Source organism: Kitasatospora sp. NPDC058243 (assembly GCF_042882025.1).
Classification (GTDB): Bacteria; Actinomycetota; Actinomycetes; order Streptomycetales; family Streptomycetaceae; genus Kitasatospora.
This window is the reverse complement of record NZ_JBHVWW010000007.1, coordinates 171,393-189,915: the sequence shown is the minus strand read 5'-3', so window position 1 is coordinate 189,915 and position 18,523 is coordinate 171,393. Positions and strand designations below refer to the sequence as shown.

Sequence of the window (18,523 nt, the reverse complement as noted above, 5' to 3'; positions counted from 1 at the left end):
GGGGTGGGGGTGGGGGGGATGGGGGGGGGGGGGGGGGGGGGGGGGGGGAGGGGAGGGGGGGGGGGGGGGGAGGGAAAACACCCAAGGAAGGGGGACGCCTGACCCCTGGGGGACGGCCGAGCCCCCCGCGACCCGGAAGGGGTCGCGGGGGCCTCGTCGTGCCCGGTGCCCGGTGCCCGAAGGCCGAGGTCACCAGCCGCGCTCGCGCCACTCGTCGAGGTGCGGGCGCTCGGCGCCGAGGGTGGTGTCGCTGCCGTGGCCGGGGTAGACCCAGGCCTCGTCCGGCAGGACGTCGAAGATCTTCGCGTTGACGTCCCGGAAGAGGCTCGTGAAGGCCTCCGCATCGCCCCAGGTGTTGCCGACGCCGCCGGGGAAGAGGCAGTCGCCGGTGAAGACGTGCGGGTGGCCCTGCGGGTCGTCGTAGATCAGCACGATCGCGCCCGGGGTGTGCCCGACCAGGTGCCGGACGGTGAGTTCCACGTCGCCGACCCGCAGCTTGTCGCCGTCCGCGAGCAGCAGCTCGGTGGGCACGTCGACGCCCTCGGCGTCGTGCGCGCCGGCGGCGGTGCGAGCCCCCGTCACGGCGACCACCTCGGCGAGCGCGGCCCAGTGGTCGTGGTGCCGGTGGGTGGTGACCACGGTGGCCAGCTCGTCACCGACGGTCTCCAGCAGCACCGGGGCGTCGGCGGCCGCGTCGATCAGCAGCTGCTCGTCGGTGGCCCGGCAGCGCAGCAGGTAGGCGTTGTTGTCGTACGGGCCGACGGCCACCTTGGTGATGATCAGGTGCGCCAGCTCCCGCACGTCCGGCGGCCCGCCGACCTTGACCGCTCCGTGGTACGTCATGCGTCCGCTCCTCGTCCGGTGAAGGGGTTCAGGATCATCTTCGCGCCGTCAGCCCAGCGGGGGAAGCTGGGGGAGGGCGGTGTCGGGGGTGGTCCGCAGGCCGGCGCCGTCGGAGCGGCCGGAGAGCCAGGCGAGCAGGGAGCGGAGGGGGCCCTGGACGGTGAGGACGGGCTCGCCGGTGCCGATCAGGCCGATGTCCCCGGTGTCCTCGGCGACCAGCTCGACGCCGGGCAGGGCGGTGCCGTGCAGCTTGTTGGCGATCTTGTGGAACTCGGTGACGGCGAAGACCTCCGGCCAGTGCGCGGGGGTGTGGCCGGCGTCCAGGTCGACGTGGTGGTACTCGACCTCGGCGAGGCGCTTCCACGGGAGGTCGTGGGCGGGGAAGACGTAGCCGGTGCGGTGGCGGACCTCGACCGTCCAGGCTTCGGCGGGCAGCAGAGCGGCGGCCGCGGCGAAGCGCTCGCGGGAGTCGCGCAGGTCGGCGAGCTGGGCGTCCACCGGGCGGGGCGCACCCTCCTCGATCTGCCGGTCGCGGGCCTCGGTGCTGGCGTACTGCGGGATGTCGGTGCCGGTGCGGGCGCCGTCCAGCAGGTTGACCAGGGAGTCGGCGTTGCGGGCGAGGTGGGCCAGCACGTGACCGCGGGTCCAGCCGGGCAGGGCGGAGGGCTCGGCGACGGCCTCGGGCTTCAGCTCGGCGACGGTGTGCAGCAGGTGCCGGGTGCTCTCCTCGACCAGGGCCAGGTACTGCGCGGCGGCCTCGGCGGCGGTCTGCGGGTCGGTCATCGGATCGGCCTTCTGTGGGAGACGGCGCGTTGCCCGCGGGGGGCTCCGCTCGTTGACCAGCTGACGCTATCGCCGAATCCGACCGCTGAGCAGGGCCTTTTTCGGTCCGGGTACGGAGGGTTCGAGGGGCGCTCTCACTCGTTCGGGTGGACTCCGCTGGACACGGTCGATATTCGAACGTCTGAGCTAGTAGGCTGGCTGCCGCATCCTGGAAGAAGCACACATCTCCCCGCAAGTCCTCTCGCCCCGGAGAAAGGCGCCAGAAGCAGTGGCCGACCGCCTCATCGTCCGCGGTGCTCGCGAGCACAACCTCAAGAACGTCTCGCTCGACCTGCCCCGCGACTCCCTCATCGTCTTCACGGGCCTCTCCGGCTCCGGCAAGTCCTCGCTCGCCTTCGACACGATCTTCGCCGAGGGCCAGCGCCGCTACGTCGAGTCGCTGTCCTCCTACGCCCGCCAGTTCCTCGGGCAGATGGACAAGCCCGATGTGGACTTCATCGAAGGCCTCTCCCCGGCCGTCTCGATCGATCAGAAGTCCACCAACCGCAACCCCCGTTCGACCGTCGGCACGATCACCGAGGTCTACGACTACCTGCGCCTGCTGTTCGCCCGGATCGGCAAGCCGCACTGCCCGCACTGCGGCCGCCCGATCGCCAAGCAGTCGCCGCAGGCGATCGTCGACAAGGTGCTGGAGCTCGCCGAGGGCACCCGGTTCCAGGTGCTCAGCCCGGTGGTGCGCGAGCGCAAGGGCGAGTTCGTCGACCTCTTCGCCGACCTCCAGTCCAAGGGCTACTCGCGCGCCCGGGTGGACGGCGGGACGATCCAGCTCGCCGAGCCGCCGAAGCTCAAGAAGCAGGAGAAGCACACCGTCGAGGTGGTCATCGACCGCCTGACCGTCAAGGAGAGCGCCAAGCGGCGGCTCACCGACTCGGTGGAGACGGCCCTGCGGCTGTCCGGCGGCATGGTCGTGCTCGACTTCGTCGACCTCGCGGAGGACGACCCGGAGCGCGAGCGGATGTACTCCGAGCACCTCTACTGCCCGTACGACGACGTGTCGTTCGAGGAGCTGGAGCCGCGCTCGTTCTCCTTCAACTCGCCGTTCGGCGCCTGCCCGGACTGCTCGGGCCTGGGCAACCGGATGGAGGTCGACCCGGAGCTGGTCATCCCGGACCCGGAGCGCTCGCTGGAGGAGGGCGCGATCCACCCGTGGTCGGCGGGCCACGCCAAGGAGTACTTCCAGCGCCTGATCGACGCGCTCGCCGGGGAGCTGGGCTTCCGCACCGACATCCCGTGGGCCGGGTTGCCGGCCCGCGCCAAGAAGGCGCTGCTGTACGGACACAAGCACCAGGTGCAGGTCAGCTACCGCAACCGCTTCGGGCGCGAGCGCTCGTACAGCACCGGCTTCGAGGGCGCCGTCCCGTTCATCCAGCGCCGGCACACCGAGGCGGAGAGCGACAGCAGCCGCGAGCGCTTCGAGGGCTACATGCGCGAGGTGCCCTGCCCGACGTGCGAGGGCACCCGGCTCAAGCCGGTGGTGCTCGCGGTCACCGTCGAGGAGAAGTCGATCGCCGACGTCTCGGCGATGTCGATCAGCGACTGCGCCGAGTTCCTGGGCGCGATGAAGCTGAACGACCGGGACAAGCAGATCGCCGAGCGCGTCCTCAAGGAGGTCAACGAGCGGCTGCGCTTCCTGGTCGACGTCGGCCTGGACTACCTCTCGCTGAACCGCGCGGCCGGCACCCTGTCCGGCGGCGAGGCCCAGCGCATCCGGCTGGCCACCCAGATCGGCTCCGGCCTGGTCGGCGTGCTGTACGTGCTGGACGAGCCGTCCATCGGCCTGCACCAGCGGGACAACCACCGGCTGATCGAGACGCTGGTGCGGCTGCGCGACATCGGCAACACGCTGATCGTGGTCGAGCACGACGAGGACACCATCAAGACGGCGGACTGGGTGGTCGACATCGGCCCGGGCGCCGGCGAGCACGGCGGCAAGGTGGTGCACTCCGGCTCGTTGAAGGGGCTGCTGTCCAACAAGGAGTCGCTGACCGGCCAGTACCTCTCCGGCAAGCGGTCCATCCCGATCCCGGCGGGCCGCCGAGACCGGGACAAGAAGCGCCAGCTGACCGTCCACGGCGCCCGCGAGCACAACCTCAAGGACGTCACGGTCGGCTTCCCGCTCGGCACCTTCACCGCGATCACCGGCGTCTCCGGCTCCGGCAAGTCGACGCTGGTCAACGACATCCTCTACACCCACCTCGCCCGGGAGCTGAACGGCGCCCGCAGCGTGCCCGGCCGGCACACCCGGATCACCGGCACCGACCTGGTGGACAAGGTGGTGCACGTCGACCAGTCGCCGATCGGGCGCACCCCGCGCTCCAACCCGGCCACCTACACCGGGGTGTTCGACCACGTGCGCCGGCTCTTCGCGGAGACGCAGGAGGCGAAGGTCCGCGGCTACCTGCCCGGCCGGTTCTCCTTCAACGTCAAGGGCGGCCGCTGCGAGAACTGCTCGGGCGACGGCACCATCAAGATCGAGATGAACTTCCTGCCGGACGTCTACGTGCCGTGCGAGGTCTGCCACGGCGCCCGGTACAACCGGGAGACGCTGGAGGTCCACTACAAGGGCAAGTCCATCTCCGAGGTGCTGGACATGCCGATCGAGGAGGCGCTGGCCTTCTTCGAGGCCGTCCCGGCGATCGCCCGGCACCTCAGGACGCTCAACGACGTCGGCCTCGGCTACGTCCGGCTCGGCCAGTCCGCGCCGACGCTGTCCGGCGGCGAGGCGCAGCGCGTCAAGCTCGCCTCCGAGCTGCAGAAGCGCTCCACCGGGCGGACGGTCTACGTGCTGGACGAGCCCACCACCGGCCTGCACTTCGAGGACATCAGCAAGCTGATCAAGGTGCTCAGCGGGCTGGTGGAGAAGGGCAACACGGTGATCGTCATCGAGCACAACCTCGATGTGATCAAGACCGCCGACTGGGTCGTCGACATGGGCCCCGAAGGCGGTTCCGGCGGCGGCATGGTGGTCGCCGAGGGCACCCCGGAGCAGATCGCCGCCGTCCCGGAGAGCCACACCGGCAAGTTCCTCCGGGACATCCTTCCGGGCGAGTTCGCGGACGCCCCGGTCGCCCCGGTGAAGAGGGCGCCGCGCAAGCGGGCCGCCGCGGCGAAGAAGTAGCGAAGAGGGAGCAGCGCCCCGCTCCGCCGCCCCACCCACGGGGGCGGCGGAGCGGGTGCCGCATAGACTTCCGTGGTCCCTCGTAGGAAGCCGAACCGCAGGAGCGCACCGATGTCAGAGGCCCCCGAGACCAGCCCCGCCACCTCCCGCCGCACCGTGCTCTGCGGCGCCGCCGCCGTACTGGCGGCCGGCGGCACCGTGGCGGTCGCCGGCTGCGGTCCCTCCTCGGGTTCCTCGGGCTCCTCCGGCGCCGGCAGCGCGGCCAAGACCCCGGTGGACCTCGGCCCGGCCTCGGAGGTGCCGGAGGGCGGCGGCAAGGTCTTCCGCAACCAGAAGATCGTCGTGACCCAGCCGACCGCGGGGGAGTACAAGGCCTTCAGCGCCGTCTGCACCCACGCCGGCTGCGTCGTCGACCAGGTGAAGAGCCAGCAGATCCAGTGCCCCTGCCACGGCAGCCGGTTCGCCATCGCCGACGGCGCCGTCCAGGACGGCCCGGCCCCCAGGCCGTTGCCCGCCTACGCCGTCACGGTCGACGGCGGGAACCTCAAGGTGACCCCGAGCTGAAGCAGTTGATCTCCACCCAGTCGATCTCGGCCCAGTCGGTCCCCGCCCGGTTGATCTCCCCTTCGCGGCCCCGGCTCCACTCGGTACGGTGGACCCATGGCTGACCCGAGCACCTACCGCCCGGCGCCGGGCGCGATCCCGACCTCACCGGGCGTCTACAAGTTCCGTGACGCCCACGGGCGGGTCATCTACGTCGGCAAGGCCAAGAGCCTGCGGCCGCGCCTGTCGTCCTACTTCCAGGACCTGGCCGGCCTGCACCCGCGCACCGCGACCATGGTCACCACCGCGGCCTCGGTGGAGTGGACGGTGGTGGCCACCGAAGTCGAGGCGCTCCAGCTGGAGTACTCCTGGATCAAGGAGTTCGACCCGCGGTTCAACGTCAAGTACCGCGACGACAAGAGCTATCCGGAACTCGCCGTCACCCTCAACGAGGAGTACCCGCGGGTCCAGGTGATGCGCGGGGCGCACAAGAAGGGCGTGCGCTACTTCGGCCCGTACGGGCACGCCTGGGCGATCCGCGAGACGGTCGACCTGCTGCTGCGCGTCTTCCCCGTCCGCACCTGCTCCAACGGCGTGTTCAAGCGCGCCCGGCAGGTCGGCCGGCCCTGCCTGCTCGGCTACATCGGCAAGTGCGCCGCGCCCTGCGTCGGCAAGGTCTCGCCGGAGGAACACCGGGCGCTGGCCGAGGACTTCTGCGACTTCATGGCCGGGCGCACCGGCAACTACCTGCGCCGGCTGGAAGAGCAGATGCGGGAGGCCGCCGAGGAGATGGAGTACGAGAAGGCGGCCCGGCTGCGGGACGACATCGGCGCCCTCAAGCGCGCGATGGAGAAGAACGCCATCGTGCTCGCCGACGCCACCGACGCCGACCTGCTGGCCGTCGCCGAGGACGAACTGGAGGCCGCCGTCCAGATCTTCCACGTCCGCGGCGGCCGGGTGCGCGGCCAGCGCGGCTGGGTCACCGACAAGGTCGAGGACGTCGACACCGCCGGCCTGGTCGAGCACGCCCTCCAGCAGCTCTACGGCGGCGCCGGCCCGGACGAGCGCAACGAGACCGTCCCGCGCGAGGTGCTCGTCCCCGCGCTGCCCGAGCCGTCCGGTCCGGTCCGGGACTGGCTGAGCGGCCTGCGCGGCAGCCAGGTCGACCTGCGGATCCCGCAACGCGGCGACAAGAAGGACCTGATGGCCACCGTGCAGCGCAACGCCCAGCAGGCGCTGGCACTGCACAAGACCAAGCGCGCCTCCGACCTCACCACCCGCAGCCGTGCCCTGCAGGAGATCGCCGACGCGCTGGAGCTGGACTCGGTGCCGCTGCGCATCGAGTGCTTCGACATCTCCCACCTCCAGGGCGAGGACGTGGTCGCCTCGATGGTCGTCTTCGAGGACGGCCTGGCCCGCAAGAGCGAGTACCGGCGCTTCCAGATCAAGGGCTTCGAGGGCCAGGACGACGTCCGCTCGATGCACGAGGTGATCGGCCGGCGCTTCCGCCGCTACCTCCAGGAGCGCGAGCAGACCGGCGAGTGGGTCGTCCCCGAGGCCGACGACCCGGGCGCCGCCGCCGACGGCACCGGGGCCCCGGCCGGCCCGATCGACCCGGAGACGGGCCGCCCGCGCCGCTTCGCCTACCCGCCCCAACTGCTGGTCGTGGACGGCGGCCAGCCGCAGGTCGCCGCCGCCAAGCGCGCCCTGGACGAACTCGGCATCGACGACGTCGCGCTGTGCGGCCTGGCCAAGCGGCTGGAGGAGGTCTGGCTGCCCGGCGAGGACGACCCGGTCGTGCTGCCGCGCTCCAGCGAGGGCCTCTACCTGCTCCAGCGGGTCCGCGACGAGGCCCACCGCTTCGCGATCACCTACCAGCGCAGCAAGCGTTCCAAGCGACTCACCGCCGGGGAACTGGACTCCGTCCCGGGCCTCGGCGAGACTCGCCGCCAGGCGCTGCTCAAGCACTTCGGCTCGCTGAAGAGGCTCCGGGCCGCCACCGTCGACGAACTCTGCGCCGTACCCGGCATCGGACGCCGCACGGCGGAGACTGTTGCGGCGGCGTTGTCCTCCCGTACACCCGTCGCACCAGCGGTGAACACCGCTACCGGCGAGATCATCGAGGACGGGGCCGAACCGGCCGCCGAGCCGGTGGCCGCAGCATCCCAGACCGCACCATCCCAGGAGACGCCATGACGGCCGACGCCGACCGTCAGACGACGCGCCCAGCCCCCGCCCGCCTGTCCGGGCAGGGGAAGGGTGGTCGCGCCGTGCGCGTTCTCCCCAGCAGAAAGACCGAGAGCGGGGAACCGAAGTGACCGTGTCAGACGTGGCCGAGAACGCGCCGGAGCTGGTGATCATCTCCGGCATGTCCGGAGCCGGCCGCTCCACCGCCGCGAAGTGCCTGGAGGACCTGGGCTGGTTCGTGGTGGACAACCTGCCACCGGCCCTGATCCCGACCATGGTCGACCTGGGCGCCCGCTCCCAGGGCAACGTCGCCCGGATCGGCGTGGTCGTGGACGTCCGGGGCCGCCAGTTCTTCGACGACCTGCTCACCTCCCTCGACGAGTTGGAGAAGCGCGGCGTCCGGCTCAGTGTGGTCTTCCTGGACTCCTCCGACGACGCGCTGGTCCGCCGCTTCGAGAGCGTGCGCCGCCCGCACCCGCTGCAGGCCGACGGCCGGATCGTCGACGGCATCGCCCAGGAGCGCGACCTGCTGCGCGACCTGCGCGGCGAGGCCGACCTGGTGATCGACACCTCCAACCTCAACGTGCACCAGCTGCGCGCCAAGCTGGACGCCCAGTTCGCCGACCACGACGAGCCCGAGCTGCGCGCCACCGTGATGTCCTTCGGCTTCAAGTACGGCCTGCCGGTCGACGCCGACCTGGTGGTGGACTGCCGCTTCCTGCCCAACCCGCACTGGGTGCCCGAGCTGCGCGCCCGTACCGGCACCGACGCGGACGTCGCCGACTACGTGTTCCAGCAGCCCGGCGCCAACGAGTTCCTGGACGGCTACGCCGATCTCCTGCGCATCATCACCGAGGGGTACCGCCGCGAGGGGAAGCGCTACATGACGCTTGCCGTAGGCTGCACCGGTGGCAAGCACCGCAGCGTCGCGATGTCCGAGCGCCTGACCAAGCGTCTCATCGCCGACGGAGTGGAGACGGTGCTCGTCCACCGTGACATGGGACGGGAGTGACCGCCGCCTCCTAGCCGGGCCGCCGGCGGGGCCGGCGGCCGCGGCGAGGAACGCGAGGTGAGTGTGGCGGGATATGTGCCCGGGCGGCAGCCGCAGAACAGGAGTGCCGACCGGGCGGGTGGCCCGGCCCGGCCGCCGGTCCCGAGCCGGCCGCGCAGCAGCCCCGCCCGGGCCAACCCGGCCCCCCGGATCACCGCGCTCGGCGGCGGCCAGGGCCTGTCCGCCTCGCTCTCCGCGCTGCGCCGGCTCACCAGCGACCTGACCGCCGTGGTCACCGTCGCCGACGACGGCGGCTCCAGCGGCCGGCTCCGCACCGAGTTGGGCGTGCTGCCCCCCGGCGACCTGCGCAAGGCGCTGGCCGCGCTGTGCGGGGACGACGACTGGGGGCGCACCTGGTCCGAGGTGATCCAGCAGCGCTTCACCGGCACCGGTGAGCTGGGCGGCCACGCGGTCGGCAACCTGCTGATCGTCGCGCTCTGGGAGAAGCTCGGCGACCCGGTGGCCGCCCTGGACTGGGTCGGCCGGCTGCTGAACGTCCAGGGTCGGGTGCTGCCGATGTCGGCGGTGCCGCTGGACATCGAGGCGACCGTGCGCGGCCACGACCCGGAGCGCCCCGGCGAGCTGTCGGCCGTCCGCGGCCAGGCCGACGTCGCGGTCACGCCCGGCACCGTGCAGTCGATCCGGCTGCTGCCGGACGGGCCGCCGGCCGTCCCGGAGGCGGTCACCGCCGTCCGGGAGGCGGACTGGGTGGTGCTCGGGCCCGGCTCCTGGTTCACCAGCGTGCTGCCGCACCTGCTGGTGCCGGAGCTGGCCAAGGCGCTCACCGAGACCCGCGCCCGCCGCCTGCTCACCCTGAACCTGGCCCCGCAGCCCGGCGAGACCGAGGGCTTCACCCCGCAGCGCCACCTGGAGGTCATCGCCGACCACGCCCCGGGCCTCGCGGTGGATGCGATCCTGGTGGACGAGCGGGCCGTCACCGGCGGCGCCTTCGGCCAGGCGGACCTGGCCGGTCTGGAGAAGGCCGCCGAGCGGATGGGCGCCGCCCTGGTCCTCGGCAGGGTGGCCCGCACCGACGGCACCCCGCGACACGACCCGGAGCTGTTGGCGGCCGCGTACGACCGGATTTTCCGGACACATGGAAGGATCGGGCCATGGCGATGACTCCAGCGGTGAAGGACGAGATCAGCCGGCTCCCGGTCACCAGGGCCTGCTGCCGCAAGGCGGAGGTGTCGGCGATCCTGCGGTTCGCGGGCGGGCTGCACATCGTGAGCGGCCGGATCGTGATCGAGGCGGAGCTGGACACCGGCGCGGCGGCGCGGCGGCTGCGCAAGGACCTGCTGGAGATCTTCGGACACTCCTCCGACCTCGTGGTGATGGCCCCCGGCGGACTGCGGCGCGGCAGCCGCTTCGTCGTCCGGGTGGTCAAGGACGGCGAACTGCTCGCGCGCCAGACCGGCCTCGTGGACGGCCGGGGCCGGCCGATCCGGGGGCTGCCCCCGGCGGTCGTCTCCGGGGCCACCTGCGACGCCGAGGCGGCCTGGCGCGGGGCCTTCCTGGCGCACGGCTCGCTCACCGAGCCGGGCCGCTCCTCCTCGCTGGAGATCACCTGCCCCGGTTCCGAGGCCGCCCTCGCCCTGGTCGGCGCGGCCCGTCGGCTCGGCATCCCGGCCAAGGCCCGCGAGGTGCGCGGCGTGGACCGGGTGGTGATCCGCGACGGCGACGCGATCGGCGCGCTGCTGACCCGGCTCGGCGCGCACGAGTCGGTGCTCGCCTGGGAGGAGCGCCGGATGCGGCGCGAGGTCCGGGCCACCGCCAACCGCCTGGCCAACTTCGACGACGCCAACCTGCGCCGCTCGGCCCGCGCCGCGGTGGCGGCCGGCGCCCGGGTGGCGCGGGCGCTGGAGATCCTCGGCGAGGAGGTGCCCGAGCACCTGGCCGCGGCCGGCCAGCTGAGGATGCAGCACAAGCAGGCCTCGCTGGAGGAGCTGGGCGCGCTCGCCGACCCGCCGCTGACCAAGGACGCGGTGGCCGGCCGGATCCGCCGCCTGCTGGCGATGGCCGACAAGCGGGCCTCCGAGCTCGGCCTGCCGAGCACCGAGGCCAACCTCACCGACGAGATGGCGATGAACTGACCGCACCAAGTGGCTGTTCCGCGGCCGGTGTCCGGATTCCGGGCACCGGCCGCCGCCGTGTCCGGACGGGATACCCGGACGCGCCCGGTGTGCGCAAATTGGTAGAGACCACTGACCGGGACCAACTGCCCTGACCGCCAAGGACGGTCGGCCTGATTTCGCGCCACGCCAGGTCGTCGCACGTGGCGCGATGTGCCCTCCCAGGCCTGGGAGGGGTAGGGTCATAGGCGGTCGGGGACTTCCCAAATCTCACCCCCGTCGGCTTAGCTCCGGCGTACCTAACGAGGAGATCGGTTCGTGACGATCCGGGTAGGCATCAACGGATTCGGCCGCATCGGCCGCAACTTCTTCCGCGCGGTCAAGGCGCAGGGCGCGGACATCGAGATCGTCGGTGTCAACGACCTCACTGACACGAAGACCCTGGCTCACCTGCTCAAGTACGACACCACCCTGGGCACCTTCCCGGGCGAGGTCTCGCACACCGAGGACAGCATCACCGTCGACGGCAAGACCTTCCAGGTCAGCGCCGAGCGTGACCCCGCCAACCTGCCGTGGGCCGCCCTGGGCGCCGACATCGTCGTCGAGTCCACCGGCATCTTCACCAAGGCCGAGGCCGCGAAGAAGCACCTCGCCGCCGGCGCGAAGAAGGTCATCATCTCGGCGCCCGCGAGCGACGAGGACGTCACCATCGTCCTGGGCGTCAACGAGGACAAGTACGACGCCGCCAACCACTCGATCATCTCCAACGCCTCCTGCACCACCAACTGCGTGGCGCCGATGGCCAAGGTGCTGCACGAGAACTTCGGCATCGTCAAGGGCCTGATGACGACCGTCCACGCGTTCACCAACGACCAGGTGACCCTGGACTTCCCGCACAAGGACCTGCGCCGCGCCCGTGCCGCGTCGCAGAACATCATCCCGACCTCGACCGGTGCCGCCAAGGCGACCGCCCTGGTCCTGCCGGAGCTGAAGGGCAAGCTGGACGGCACCTCGCTGCGCGTCCCGGTCCCGACCGGCTCCATCACCGACCTGGTCGTCACCCTGGAGCGCGAGGTGACCAAGGACGAGGTCAACGCCGCCTTCCAGAAGGCCTCGCAGGAGGGCCCGCTCAAGGGCATCCTGACCTACACCGAGGACCCGATCGTCTCCTCGGACATCGTCAACGACCCGGCCTCCTGCATCTTCGACTCCCAGCTCACCATGGTCCAGGGCAACCAGGTCAAGGTGCTCGGCTGGTACGACAACGAGTGGGGCTACTCGAACCGCCTCGTCAACCTGACCTCCCTCGTCGGCGGCCAGCTCTGACGCAGCGGGAGCTGACGTGATGTAGGGGCGAGGGCCCGGCTGGCGCACTGTGCCGACCGGGCCCTCGCTCTGCGCACCAGGACTTTCCCAGGCGGCCCCTGCGCCGTGCCGCCTCTGCGCATCAACCATCTCCCCAGGAGAGCCAATCCCCGTGAAGACCATCGAAGACCTCGACGTCGCCGGCAAGCGCGTGTTCGTCCGTGCCGACCTGAACGTCCCGCTGGACGGCACCACGATCACCGACGACGGCCGGATCCGCGCCGTCGCCCCGACCATCGCCAAGCTCGTCGAGCGCGGCGCCCGGGTCGTCGTCGCCTCCCACCTCGGCCGCCCGAAGGGTGCGCCGGACCCGACGTTCTCGCTGGCCCCGGCGGCCGTGCGCCTCGGCGAGATCCTCGGCAAGAACGTCGCCTTCGCCACCGACACCGTGGGCGAGAGCGCCGCGTCCACCGTGGCCGCGCTGGGCGACGGCGAGGTCGCGCTGCTGGAGAACCTGCGCTTCAACGCCGGCGAGACCAGCAAGGACGACGCCGAGCGCAAGGCCTTCGCCGAGCAGCTGGCCGCCCTCGCGGACCTGTACGTCGGCGACGGCTTCGGCGCCGTGCACCGCAAGCACGCCTCGGTCTACGACCTGCCCGGCCTGCTGCCGCACGCGGCCGGCGACCTGATCGCCACCGAGGTCGGTGTGCTCAAGAAGCTCACCGAGGAGGTCGCGCGTCCGTACGTGGTCGTGCTCGGCGGCGCCAAGGTCTCCGACAAGCTCGGCGTGATCGACAACCTGCTGAAGAAGGCCGACCGGATCCTGATCGGCGGCGGCATGGCGTACACCTTCCTCAAGGCCAAGGGCCACGAGGTCGGCATCTCGCTGCTGCAGGAGGACCAGATCCCGGTCGTCCTGGACTACCTGAAGCGCGCCGAGGCGACGGGCGTCGAGTTCGTCCTGCCGGTGGACGTCCTGGTGTCGGCGGAGTTCCCCGACCTCAAGACCAAGGCCCCGGCCAACCCCTCGCTCGTCGCCGCGGACGCGATCCCGGCCGACCAGGAGGGCCTGGACATCGGCCCGAAGACCCGCGAGCTGTACGCGGCGAAGCTGGCCGACGCGGGCACCGTGTTCTGGAACGGCCCGATGGGTGTCTTCGAGCACCCGGACTACGCGAACGGCACCAAGGCCGTGGCCCAGGCGCTGCTCGACAGCGACGCGTTCACCGTGGTCGGCGGCGGCGACTCCGCCGCGGCCGTCCGCATCCTGGGCTTCGACGAGAACGCATTCGGACACATCTCGACCGGCGGTGGCGCCAGCCTCGAGTACCTGGAGGGCAAGACCCTCCCCGGTCTCGCCGCCCTGGAAGGCTGAAAGCAATGACTGAGCGTCTCCCGCTGATGGCGGGCAACTGGAAGATGAACCTCAACCACCTTGAGGCCATCCAGCACACCCAGAAGCTGGCCTTCGCGCTGGCCGACAAGGACTACGCGGCCGTCGAGGTCGCCGTCCTGGTGCCGTTCACCGACCTGCGTTCGGTGCAGACCCTGGTCGACGGCGACAAGCTGAAGATCAAGTACGGCTCGCAGGACATCTCGCAGCACGACTCCGGTGCCTACACCGGCGAGGTCTCCGGCCCGATGCTGGCCAAGCTGAAGTGCACCTTCGCGGTGATCGGCCACTCGGAGCGCCGCCAGTACCACGGTGAGGACGAGGCGATCGTCAACGCCAAGGTCAAGGCCGCCTACCGGGCCGGGATCACCCCGATCCTGTGCATCGGCGAGCCGCTGGACGTCCGCAAGGCCGGCACCCACGTCGAGCACACCCTCGCCCAGCTGGACGGCGCCCTGGCGGACATCCCGGCCCACCAGGCCGAGTCCATCGTGGTCGCCTACGAGCCGGTCTGGGCGATCGGCACCGGCGAGGTGGCCACCCCGGAGGACGCGCAGGAGGTCTGCGCCGCCATCCGCAGGCGGATCGCCGAGCTGTACGACGCCGAGCTGGCCGACAAGGTCCGCGTGCTGTACGGCGGTTCGGTGAAGTCGTCGAGCGCGGCCGGCCTGATGGCCAAGCCCGACATCGACGGCGGCCTGATCGGCGGTGCCTCGCTGGACGCCGACGAGTTCGTCAAGATCGTGCGCTACCGTGAGCAGGCAGTAGGCTAACGCCGCTGCAGCAACGTAGGCTTTGGGGCCGGACCGCCGTCAGCGGTCCGGCCCCGTCGCCGAAGATACGAGAGAGTTGGTCCCGTCGTGGTTCTCGGGTTCTCGATTGCCCTGATCATCTTCAGTCTGCTGATGATCCTGCTGGTGCTGCTGCACAAGGGGAAGGGCGGCGGCCTGTCGGACATGTTCGGTGGCGGCGCGATGTCCACCGGCGGCGGCTCGGCGGTGGCCGAGCGCAACCTGGACCGCATCACGATCGTGGTCGGTCTCGCCTGGTTCGCCTGCATCATCGTGCTGGGCCTGGTGCTGAAGTACAAGAGCTGACGTAACCCTGACGCCCCGTCGCCCGAGCGCCTATCCTGGGACGGTCGGGGGCGGAGGCGATGGCGGTGGACGCTTAACTCCTGCTTACACTAGGACGACTTTCGCCACCGACGCGCACCGCGGAGGGTCGGCGCACCAGCACGCAGGGAGTCAGACCGTGGCAAGTGGCAACGCCATCCGTGGCAGCAGGGTCGGAGCGGGCCCGATGGGCGAGGCGGAGCGCGGCGAGTCCGCCCCGCGCAACCGGATCACCTTCTGGTGTGCCAACAAGCACGAGACCCGGCCGAGCTTCGCCGCCGAGGCCGTCATCCCGGACACCTGGGACTGCCCGCGGTGCGGATTCCCCGCCGGTCAGGACGAGCACAACCCGCCCGCGCCCTCGCGCAACGAGCCGTACAAGACCCACCTCGCCTACGTCCGCGAGCGGCGCACCGACGCCGACGGCGAGGCGATCCTCGCCGAGGCGCTGGCCAAGCTGCGCGGCGAGATCTGACCCGGACGACAGACAGCGAAGGGCGCCACCGTCGAGGACGGTGGCGCCCTTGTGCGTTGCCGGGCCCGTTACGCCGAGGCCGGCGGGTACAGCTGGGGCGGGATCTGCTCCGCCGCGGCCCGGTCCAGCAGCCACAGGGTGCGGCTACGGCCGTACGCGCCGGAGGCGGGCGCCTGGAGCTCGCCGGGGCCGGACAGGGCCATCGCGACCGCGCCCGCCTTGTCCGCGCCGGCTGCCAGCAGCCAGACCTCGCGGGCCGCCCGGATCGCCGGGAGGGTGAGCGAGACCCGGGTCGGCGGGGGCTTGGGGGCCCCGCGCACGCCGATCACGGTCAGCTCCGTCTCCCGCACGCCCGGGTGCTCGGGGAAGAGCGAGGCGACGTGGGTGTCCGGGCCGACGCCGAGCAGCAGCACGTCGAAGGCCGGGACGCCGAGCCGGTCGCCCGGGCCGGACGCCTTCGCCAGCTCCTCCGCGTAGCGGGCGGCGGCGGCCTCCACGTCGGAGCCGTCCGCACCGTCCGAGGCGGGCATCTCGTGCACCCGCGCCGGGTCGAGCGGGACGGAGTCCAGCAGTTCGGCGCGGGCCTGGACGGCGTTGCGGTCCGGGTCCCCGGCGGGGACGAAGCGCTCGTCGCCCCACCAGAGGTCCAGCCGCGCCCAGTCGACCGCGTCGCGCGCCGGGGAGGCGGCGATCGCGGCCAGCAGGGCGTTGCCGTTGCGCCCGCCGGTGAGCACCACCGAGGCGGTGCCGCGGGCGGCCTGGGCGTCCACGATCCGGGTGATCAGCCGGGCCGCGGCCGCCTGGGCCATCAGCTCCTTGTCCCGGTGGACGACCAGCTGCGGGGTCGCGTTGGTCATGCGCTCCCCTTGGCGGCGCGCTTGGCGGGCTTCTTGGCGGGAGCCTTCTCGGCGTCCTCGGGCACGTCCTCGGACGAGGCCTCGGACGCGACCTTGGCGGTCACCCGGGCGGGGTTGGCCACCGCGGCCTCGGCGACCGCCGCGCGGGCGACCCGCTCGGCCGCCGCCGTCTCGGCGGTGTCCGGCTCGCGCAGCCGGTCGACGGGCGTGCGCACGGCCGTCGCGTAGATGTCGTCCGGGTCGAGCCGGCGCAGCTCCTCGGCGATCAGCTCCGAGGTCTCGCGCCGCTTGAGCGCCACCTGGCGGTCCGGGGAGCCGGCCATGGAGAGCGTGCCCATCAGGCCGTCCGGGCGGTCCAGGGTGATGTCGCCGTCCTTGGTGCGCAGGTGCACCGCGGTGATGCCGGGGCCGCCGGTGACGACCCGCTCGACCGGCACGTGCAGCCGGTTGTGCAGCCAGAGGCCGAGCAGTTCGACGCTGGGGTTGTAGGACTCGCCCTCGACCACCGCGGAGGTGATCGTGACCGGCCGCTGGTCCAGCGCGGCGGCCAGCATCGAGCGCCAGCCGGTGATCCGGGTCCAGGCCAGGTCGGTGTCGCCCGGGGTGTAGCTCTGGGCCCGCTGGGCGAGCTGGCCGACCGGGGACTCGGCGGTGACGGCGTCGGTGATCCGGCGCTGGGCGAGCGCGCCCAGCGGGTCCTGCGCCGGGTGCAGCGGCGCGTTGTCGGGCCACCAGACGACGACCGGGGCGTCCGGGAGCAGCAGTGGCAGGACCACCGACTGGGCGTGCGCGGCGAGTTCGCCGTGCATGCGCAGGATGACCGTCTCTCCCGAGCCGGCATCGGTGCCGACCAGGATCTCGGCGTCCAGCCGGGTCTCGGCGCGGGCCCGGGGCGAGCGCCCGGCGCGCTTGATCACCGCGAGGGTGCGCGAGGGGTGCTCGCGGGAGGCGTCGTTGGCGGCCTTGAGGGCGTCGTACGCGCTGCCCTCGTCGGTCACGATCACCAGGGTGAGCACCATGCCGGCGGCGGTGGAGCCACTGGCCCGGCGCGCCTCCATCAGCGCGGCGTTGATCTTGCTGGACGTCGTGTTGGTGAGGTCGATCTTCATGGCCGGCGCCAGCTCCTGCCGTCTCGTGCGAGCATCTCGTCCGCCTCGGCCGGGCCCCAGGTCCCCGCGGAGTACTGGGCGGGCTTGCCGTGGGTGTCCCAGTACTTCTCGATCGGGTCGAGGATCTGCCAGGAGAGCTCGACCTCCTGGTGACGCGGGAACAGGTTGGCGTCGCCGAGCAGCACATCGAGGATGAGCCGCTCGTACGCCTCCGGGCTGGACTCGGTGAAGGACTCGCCGTAGGCGAAGTCCATCGTGACGTCCCGGACCTCGAAGGAGGTGCCCGGCACCTTGGAGCCGAACCGCACCGTCACGCCCTCGTCCGGCTGGACCCGGATGACCAGGGCGTTCTGCCCCAGCTCCTCGGTCGCGTAGGAGTCGAACGGCAGGTACGGGGCGCGCTGGAAGACCACCGCGATCTCGGTGACCCGGCGGCCCAGCCGCTTGCCGGTGCGCAGGTAGAACGGGACGCCCGCCCAGCGGCGGTTGTTGATCTCCAGCTTGATCGCCGCGTAGGTGTCGGTCTTGGAGTCCGGGTCGATGCCGTCCTCGTCCAGGTAGCCGACCACCTCCTCGCCGCCCTGCCAGCCGGCCGCGTACTGGCCGCGCACGGTGTGCCGGCCGAGGTCGGCCGGGAGCTTGACGGCGCTGAGCACCTTGAGCTTCTCGGCGACCAGCGCCTTCGGGTGGAACGACGCCGGCTCCTCGATGGCGGTGAGCGCCATCAGCTGGAGCAGGTGGTTCTGGATGACGTCGCGGGCGGAGCCGATGCCGTCGTAGTAGCCGGCCCGGCCGCCGATGCCGATGTCCTCGGCCATGGTGATCTGCACGTGGTCGACGTACGACCGGTTCCAGATCGGCTCGAACATCTGGTTGGCGAAGCGCAGCGCCAGGATGTTCTGGACCGTCTCCTTGCCCAGGTAGTGGTCGATCCGGAAGACCTCGTCCCGGGGGAAGACCTCGTGGACGATCCGGTTCAGCTCCTGGGCGCTCTCCAGGTCGTGGCCGAAGGGCTTCTCGATGACCGCGCGGCGCCACGAGCCCTGCGGGGGGTCGGCCAGGCCGTGCTTCTTGAGCTGCTGGACGACGGTCGGGAAGAACTTCGGCGGGACGGACAGGTAGAAGGCGAAGTTGCCGCCGGTGCCCTGCGCCTTGTCCAGCTCGACGATGGTCTCGCGGAGCTTGTCGAAGGCGTCGTCGTCGTCGAAGGTGCCGTGGACGAAGCGCATGCCCTTGGCGAGCTGCTGCCAGACCTCCTCCCGGAACGGGGTGCGGGCGTGCTCCTTGACCGCGTCGTGGACCTCCTTGGCGAAGTCCTCGTCGTCCCACTCGCGCCGGGCGAAGCCGACGAGAGAGAAGCCCGGCGGCAGCAGACCGCGGTTGGCCAGGTCGTAGATGGCCGGCATGAGCTTCTTGCGGGACAGGTCGCCGGTGACTCCGAAGATGACCAGACCGGACGGCCCCGCGATGCGCGGGAGCCGTCGGTCGGCCGGGTCACGAAGCGGGTTGACGGGGGCCGGCGGGAGATCGTCCGCGTCCGACTCCGAGGTCAACTCGGGGAAATCAGTGCTCACTTGTTGGGCTCCGCTTTCGTGCGCTGGCTGTGTGAGCG

16 protein-coding genes are annotated in these 18,523 nt (G+C 71.7%); 11 read left to right on the top strand and 5 right to left on the bottom strand.

Translation table 11 applies throughout. The features are described 5' to 3' along the window. Positions 1–189: 189 nt before the first annotated feature. Both ACFVX9_RS08070 and ACFVX9_RS08065 read right to left on the bottom strand, forming a co-directional pair. Positions 190–843 (bottom strand): MBL fold metallo-hydrolase, encoded by a 654-nt coding sequence (locus tag ACFVX9_RS08070; RefSeq protein WP_063349499.1) that lies wholly within the window; start codon positions 841–843, stop codon positions 190–192. Positions 844–891: 48 nt separating this feature from the next. Next, the gene (locus ACFVX9_RS08065) at positions 892–1,626 is read right to left on the bottom strand and encodes a maleylpyruvate isomerase family mycothiol-dependent enzyme (RefSeq protein WP_380375188.1); all 735 of its coding nucleotides are present in this window, start codon (positions 1,624–1,626) and stop codon (positions 892–894) included. A gap of 268 nt (positions 1,627–1,894) precedes the next feature. Between ACFVX9_RS08065 and uvrA the strand changes: the two genes are divergently transcribed. From uvrA to ACFVX9_RS08010, 11 genes are all read left to right on the top strand, one after another. Beyond that, on the top strand, positions 1,895–4,804 hold the full coding sequence (gene uvrA, locus ACFVX9_RS08060) for an excinuclease ABC subunit UvrA (protein WP_380375186.1): 2,910 nt from the start codon (positions 1,895–1,897) through the stop codon (positions 4,802–4,804). A 111-nt stretch (positions 4,805–4,915) separates the two neighbouring features. Then, positions 4,916–5,368 (top strand): Rieske (2Fe-2S) protein, encoded by a 453-nt coding sequence (locus tag ACFVX9_RS08055; protein WP_363368884.1) that lies wholly within the window; start codon positions 4,916–4,918, stop codon positions 5,366–5,368. A gap of 96 nt (positions 5,369–5,464) precedes the next feature. Continuing rightward, positions 5,465–7,543, top strand: a complete 2,079-nt coding sequence (gene uvrC / locus ACFVX9_RS08050; RefSeq protein WP_380375183.1) for an excinuclease ABC subunit UvrC — start codon at positions 5,465–5,467, stop codon at positions 7,541–7,543. Between the two features lie 118 nt (positions 7,544–7,661). Next, the gene (gene rapZ, locus ACFVX9_RS08045; RefSeq protein ID WP_380343832.1) at positions 7,662–8,546 is read left to right on the top strand and encodes an RNase adapter RapZ; all 885 of its coding nucleotides are present in this window, start codon (positions 7,662–7,664) and stop codon (positions 8,544–8,546) included. A 63-nt stretch (positions 8,547–8,609) separates the two neighbouring features. Then, entirely contained in the window at positions 8,610–9,707 is a 1,098-nt protein-coding gene (gene yvcK, locus ACFVX9_RS08040; protein ID WP_079136331.1) for a uridine diphosphate-N-acetylglucosamine-binding protein YvcK, read from the top strand. Then, positions 9,698–10,678 carry a DNA-binding protein WhiA gene (whiA, locus tag ACFVX9_RS08035; RefSeq protein WP_063349505.1) on the top strand — a complete coding sequence of 327 codons (981 nt, stop codon included), beginning with the start codon at positions 9,698–9,700 and terminating at the stop codon, positions 10,676–10,678. The genes yvcK and whiA overlap by 10 nt, the downstream gene beginning before the upstream one ends. Positions 10,679–10,975: 297 nt before the next feature. Then, on the top strand, positions 10,976–11,983 hold the full coding sequence (gene gap / locus ACFVX9_RS08030) for a type I glyceraldehyde-3-phosphate dehydrogenase (RefSeq protein ID WP_063349506.1): 1,008 nt from the start codon (positions 10,976–10,978) through the stop codon (positions 11,981–11,983). A 151-nt stretch (positions 11,984–12,134) separates the two neighbouring features. Further along, positions 12,135–13,337 (top strand): phosphoglycerate kinase, encoded by a 1,203-nt coding sequence (locus tag ACFVX9_RS08025; protein WP_380375181.1) that lies wholly within the window; start codon positions 12,135–12,137, stop codon positions 13,335–13,337. A gap of 5 nt (positions 13,338–13,342) precedes the next feature. Next, positions 13,343–14,128 (top strand): triose-phosphate isomerase, encoded by a 786-nt coding sequence (tpiA, locus tag ACFVX9_RS08020; protein WP_363368892.1) that lies wholly within the window; start codon positions 13,343–13,345, stop codon positions 14,126–14,128. 87 nt (positions 14,129–14,215) lie between these two features. Next, positions 14,216–14,452 carry a preprotein translocase subunit SecG gene (gene secG, locus ACFVX9_RS08015; RefSeq protein ID WP_063349509.1) on the top strand — a complete coding sequence of 79 codons (237 nt, stop codon included), beginning with the start codon at positions 14,216–14,218 and terminating at the stop codon, positions 14,450–14,452. Positions 14,453–14,657: 205 nt separating this feature from the next. Then, positions 14,658–14,945: an RNA polymerase-binding protein RbpA gene (locus ACFVX9_RS08010; RefSeq protein WP_063349510.1), complete on the top strand. Its 288-nt coding sequence runs from the start codon at positions 14,658–14,660 to the stop codon at positions 14,943–14,945. 68 nt (positions 14,946–15,013) lie between these two features. On the opposite strand, the gene pgl is transcribed toward ACFVX9_RS08010, so the two are convergent. The 3 genes from pgl to zwf are packed head-to-tail and all read right to left on the bottom strand — an operon-like array spanning position 15,014 to position 18,464. Further along, positions 15,014–15,802: a 6-phosphogluconolactonase gene (gene pgl, locus ACFVX9_RS08005; RefSeq protein ID WP_380375178.1), complete on the bottom strand. Its 789-nt coding sequence runs from the start codon at positions 15,800–15,802 to the stop codon at positions 15,014–15,016. Further along, entirely contained in the window at positions 15,799–16,911 is a 1,113-nt protein-coding gene (opcA, locus tag ACFVX9_RS08000) for a glucose-6-phosphate dehydrogenase assembly protein OpcA (protein WP_363368898.1), read from the bottom strand. Before opcA ends, pgl begins: the two co-directional genes overlap by 4 nt. Next, positions 16,908–18,464 (bottom strand): glucose-6-phosphate dehydrogenase, encoded by a 1,557-nt coding sequence (gene zwf, locus ACFVX9_RS07995; protein ID WP_363369122.1) that lies wholly within the window; start codon positions 18,462–18,464, stop codon positions 16,908–16,910. Before zwf ends, opcA begins: the two co-directional genes overlap by 4 nt. Between the last annotated feature and the right edge of the window lie 59 nt (positions 18,465–18,523).

What these genes read in the sequence shown, in the direction of transcription:
- ACFVX9_RS08070 (WP_063349499.1), bottom strand. Translation starts at nt 843, where the DNA reads ATGACGTACCACGGAGCGGTCAAGGTCGGCGGGCCGCCGGACGTGCGG.
- whiA (WP_063349505.1), top strand. Translation starts at nt 9,698, where the DNA reads ATGGCGATGACTCCAGCGGTGAAGGACGAGATCAGCCGGCTCCCGGTC.
- uvrC (WP_380375183.1), top strand. Translation starts at nt 5,465, where the DNA reads ATGGCTGACCCGAGCACCTACCGCCCGGCGCCGGGCGCGATCCCGACC.
- ACFVX9_RS08010 (WP_063349510.1), top strand. Translation starts at nt 14,658, where the DNA reads ATGGGCGAGGCGGAGCGCGGCGAGTCCGCCCCGCGCAACCGGATCACC.
- opcA (WP_363368898.1), bottom strand. Translation starts at nt 16,911, where the DNA reads ATGAAGATCGACCTCACCAACACGACGTCCAGCAAGATCAACGCCGCG.
- pgl (WP_380375178.1), bottom strand. Translation starts at nt 15,802, where the DNA reads ATGACCAACGCGACCCCGCAGCTGGTCGTCCACCGGGACAAGGAGCTG.
- tpiA (WP_363368892.1), top strand. Translation starts at nt 13,343, where the DNA reads ATGACTGAGCGTCTCCCGCTGATGGCGGGCAACTGGAAGATGAACCTC.
- ACFVX9_RS08065 (WP_380375188.1), bottom strand. Translation starts at nt 1,626, where the DNA reads ATGACCGACCCGCAGACCGCCGCCGAGGCCGCCGCGCAGTACCTGGCC.
- ACFVX9_RS08055 (WP_363368884.1), top strand. Translation starts at nt 4,916, where the DNA reads ATGTCAGAGGCCCCCGAGACCAGCCCCGCCACCTCCCGCCGCACCGTG.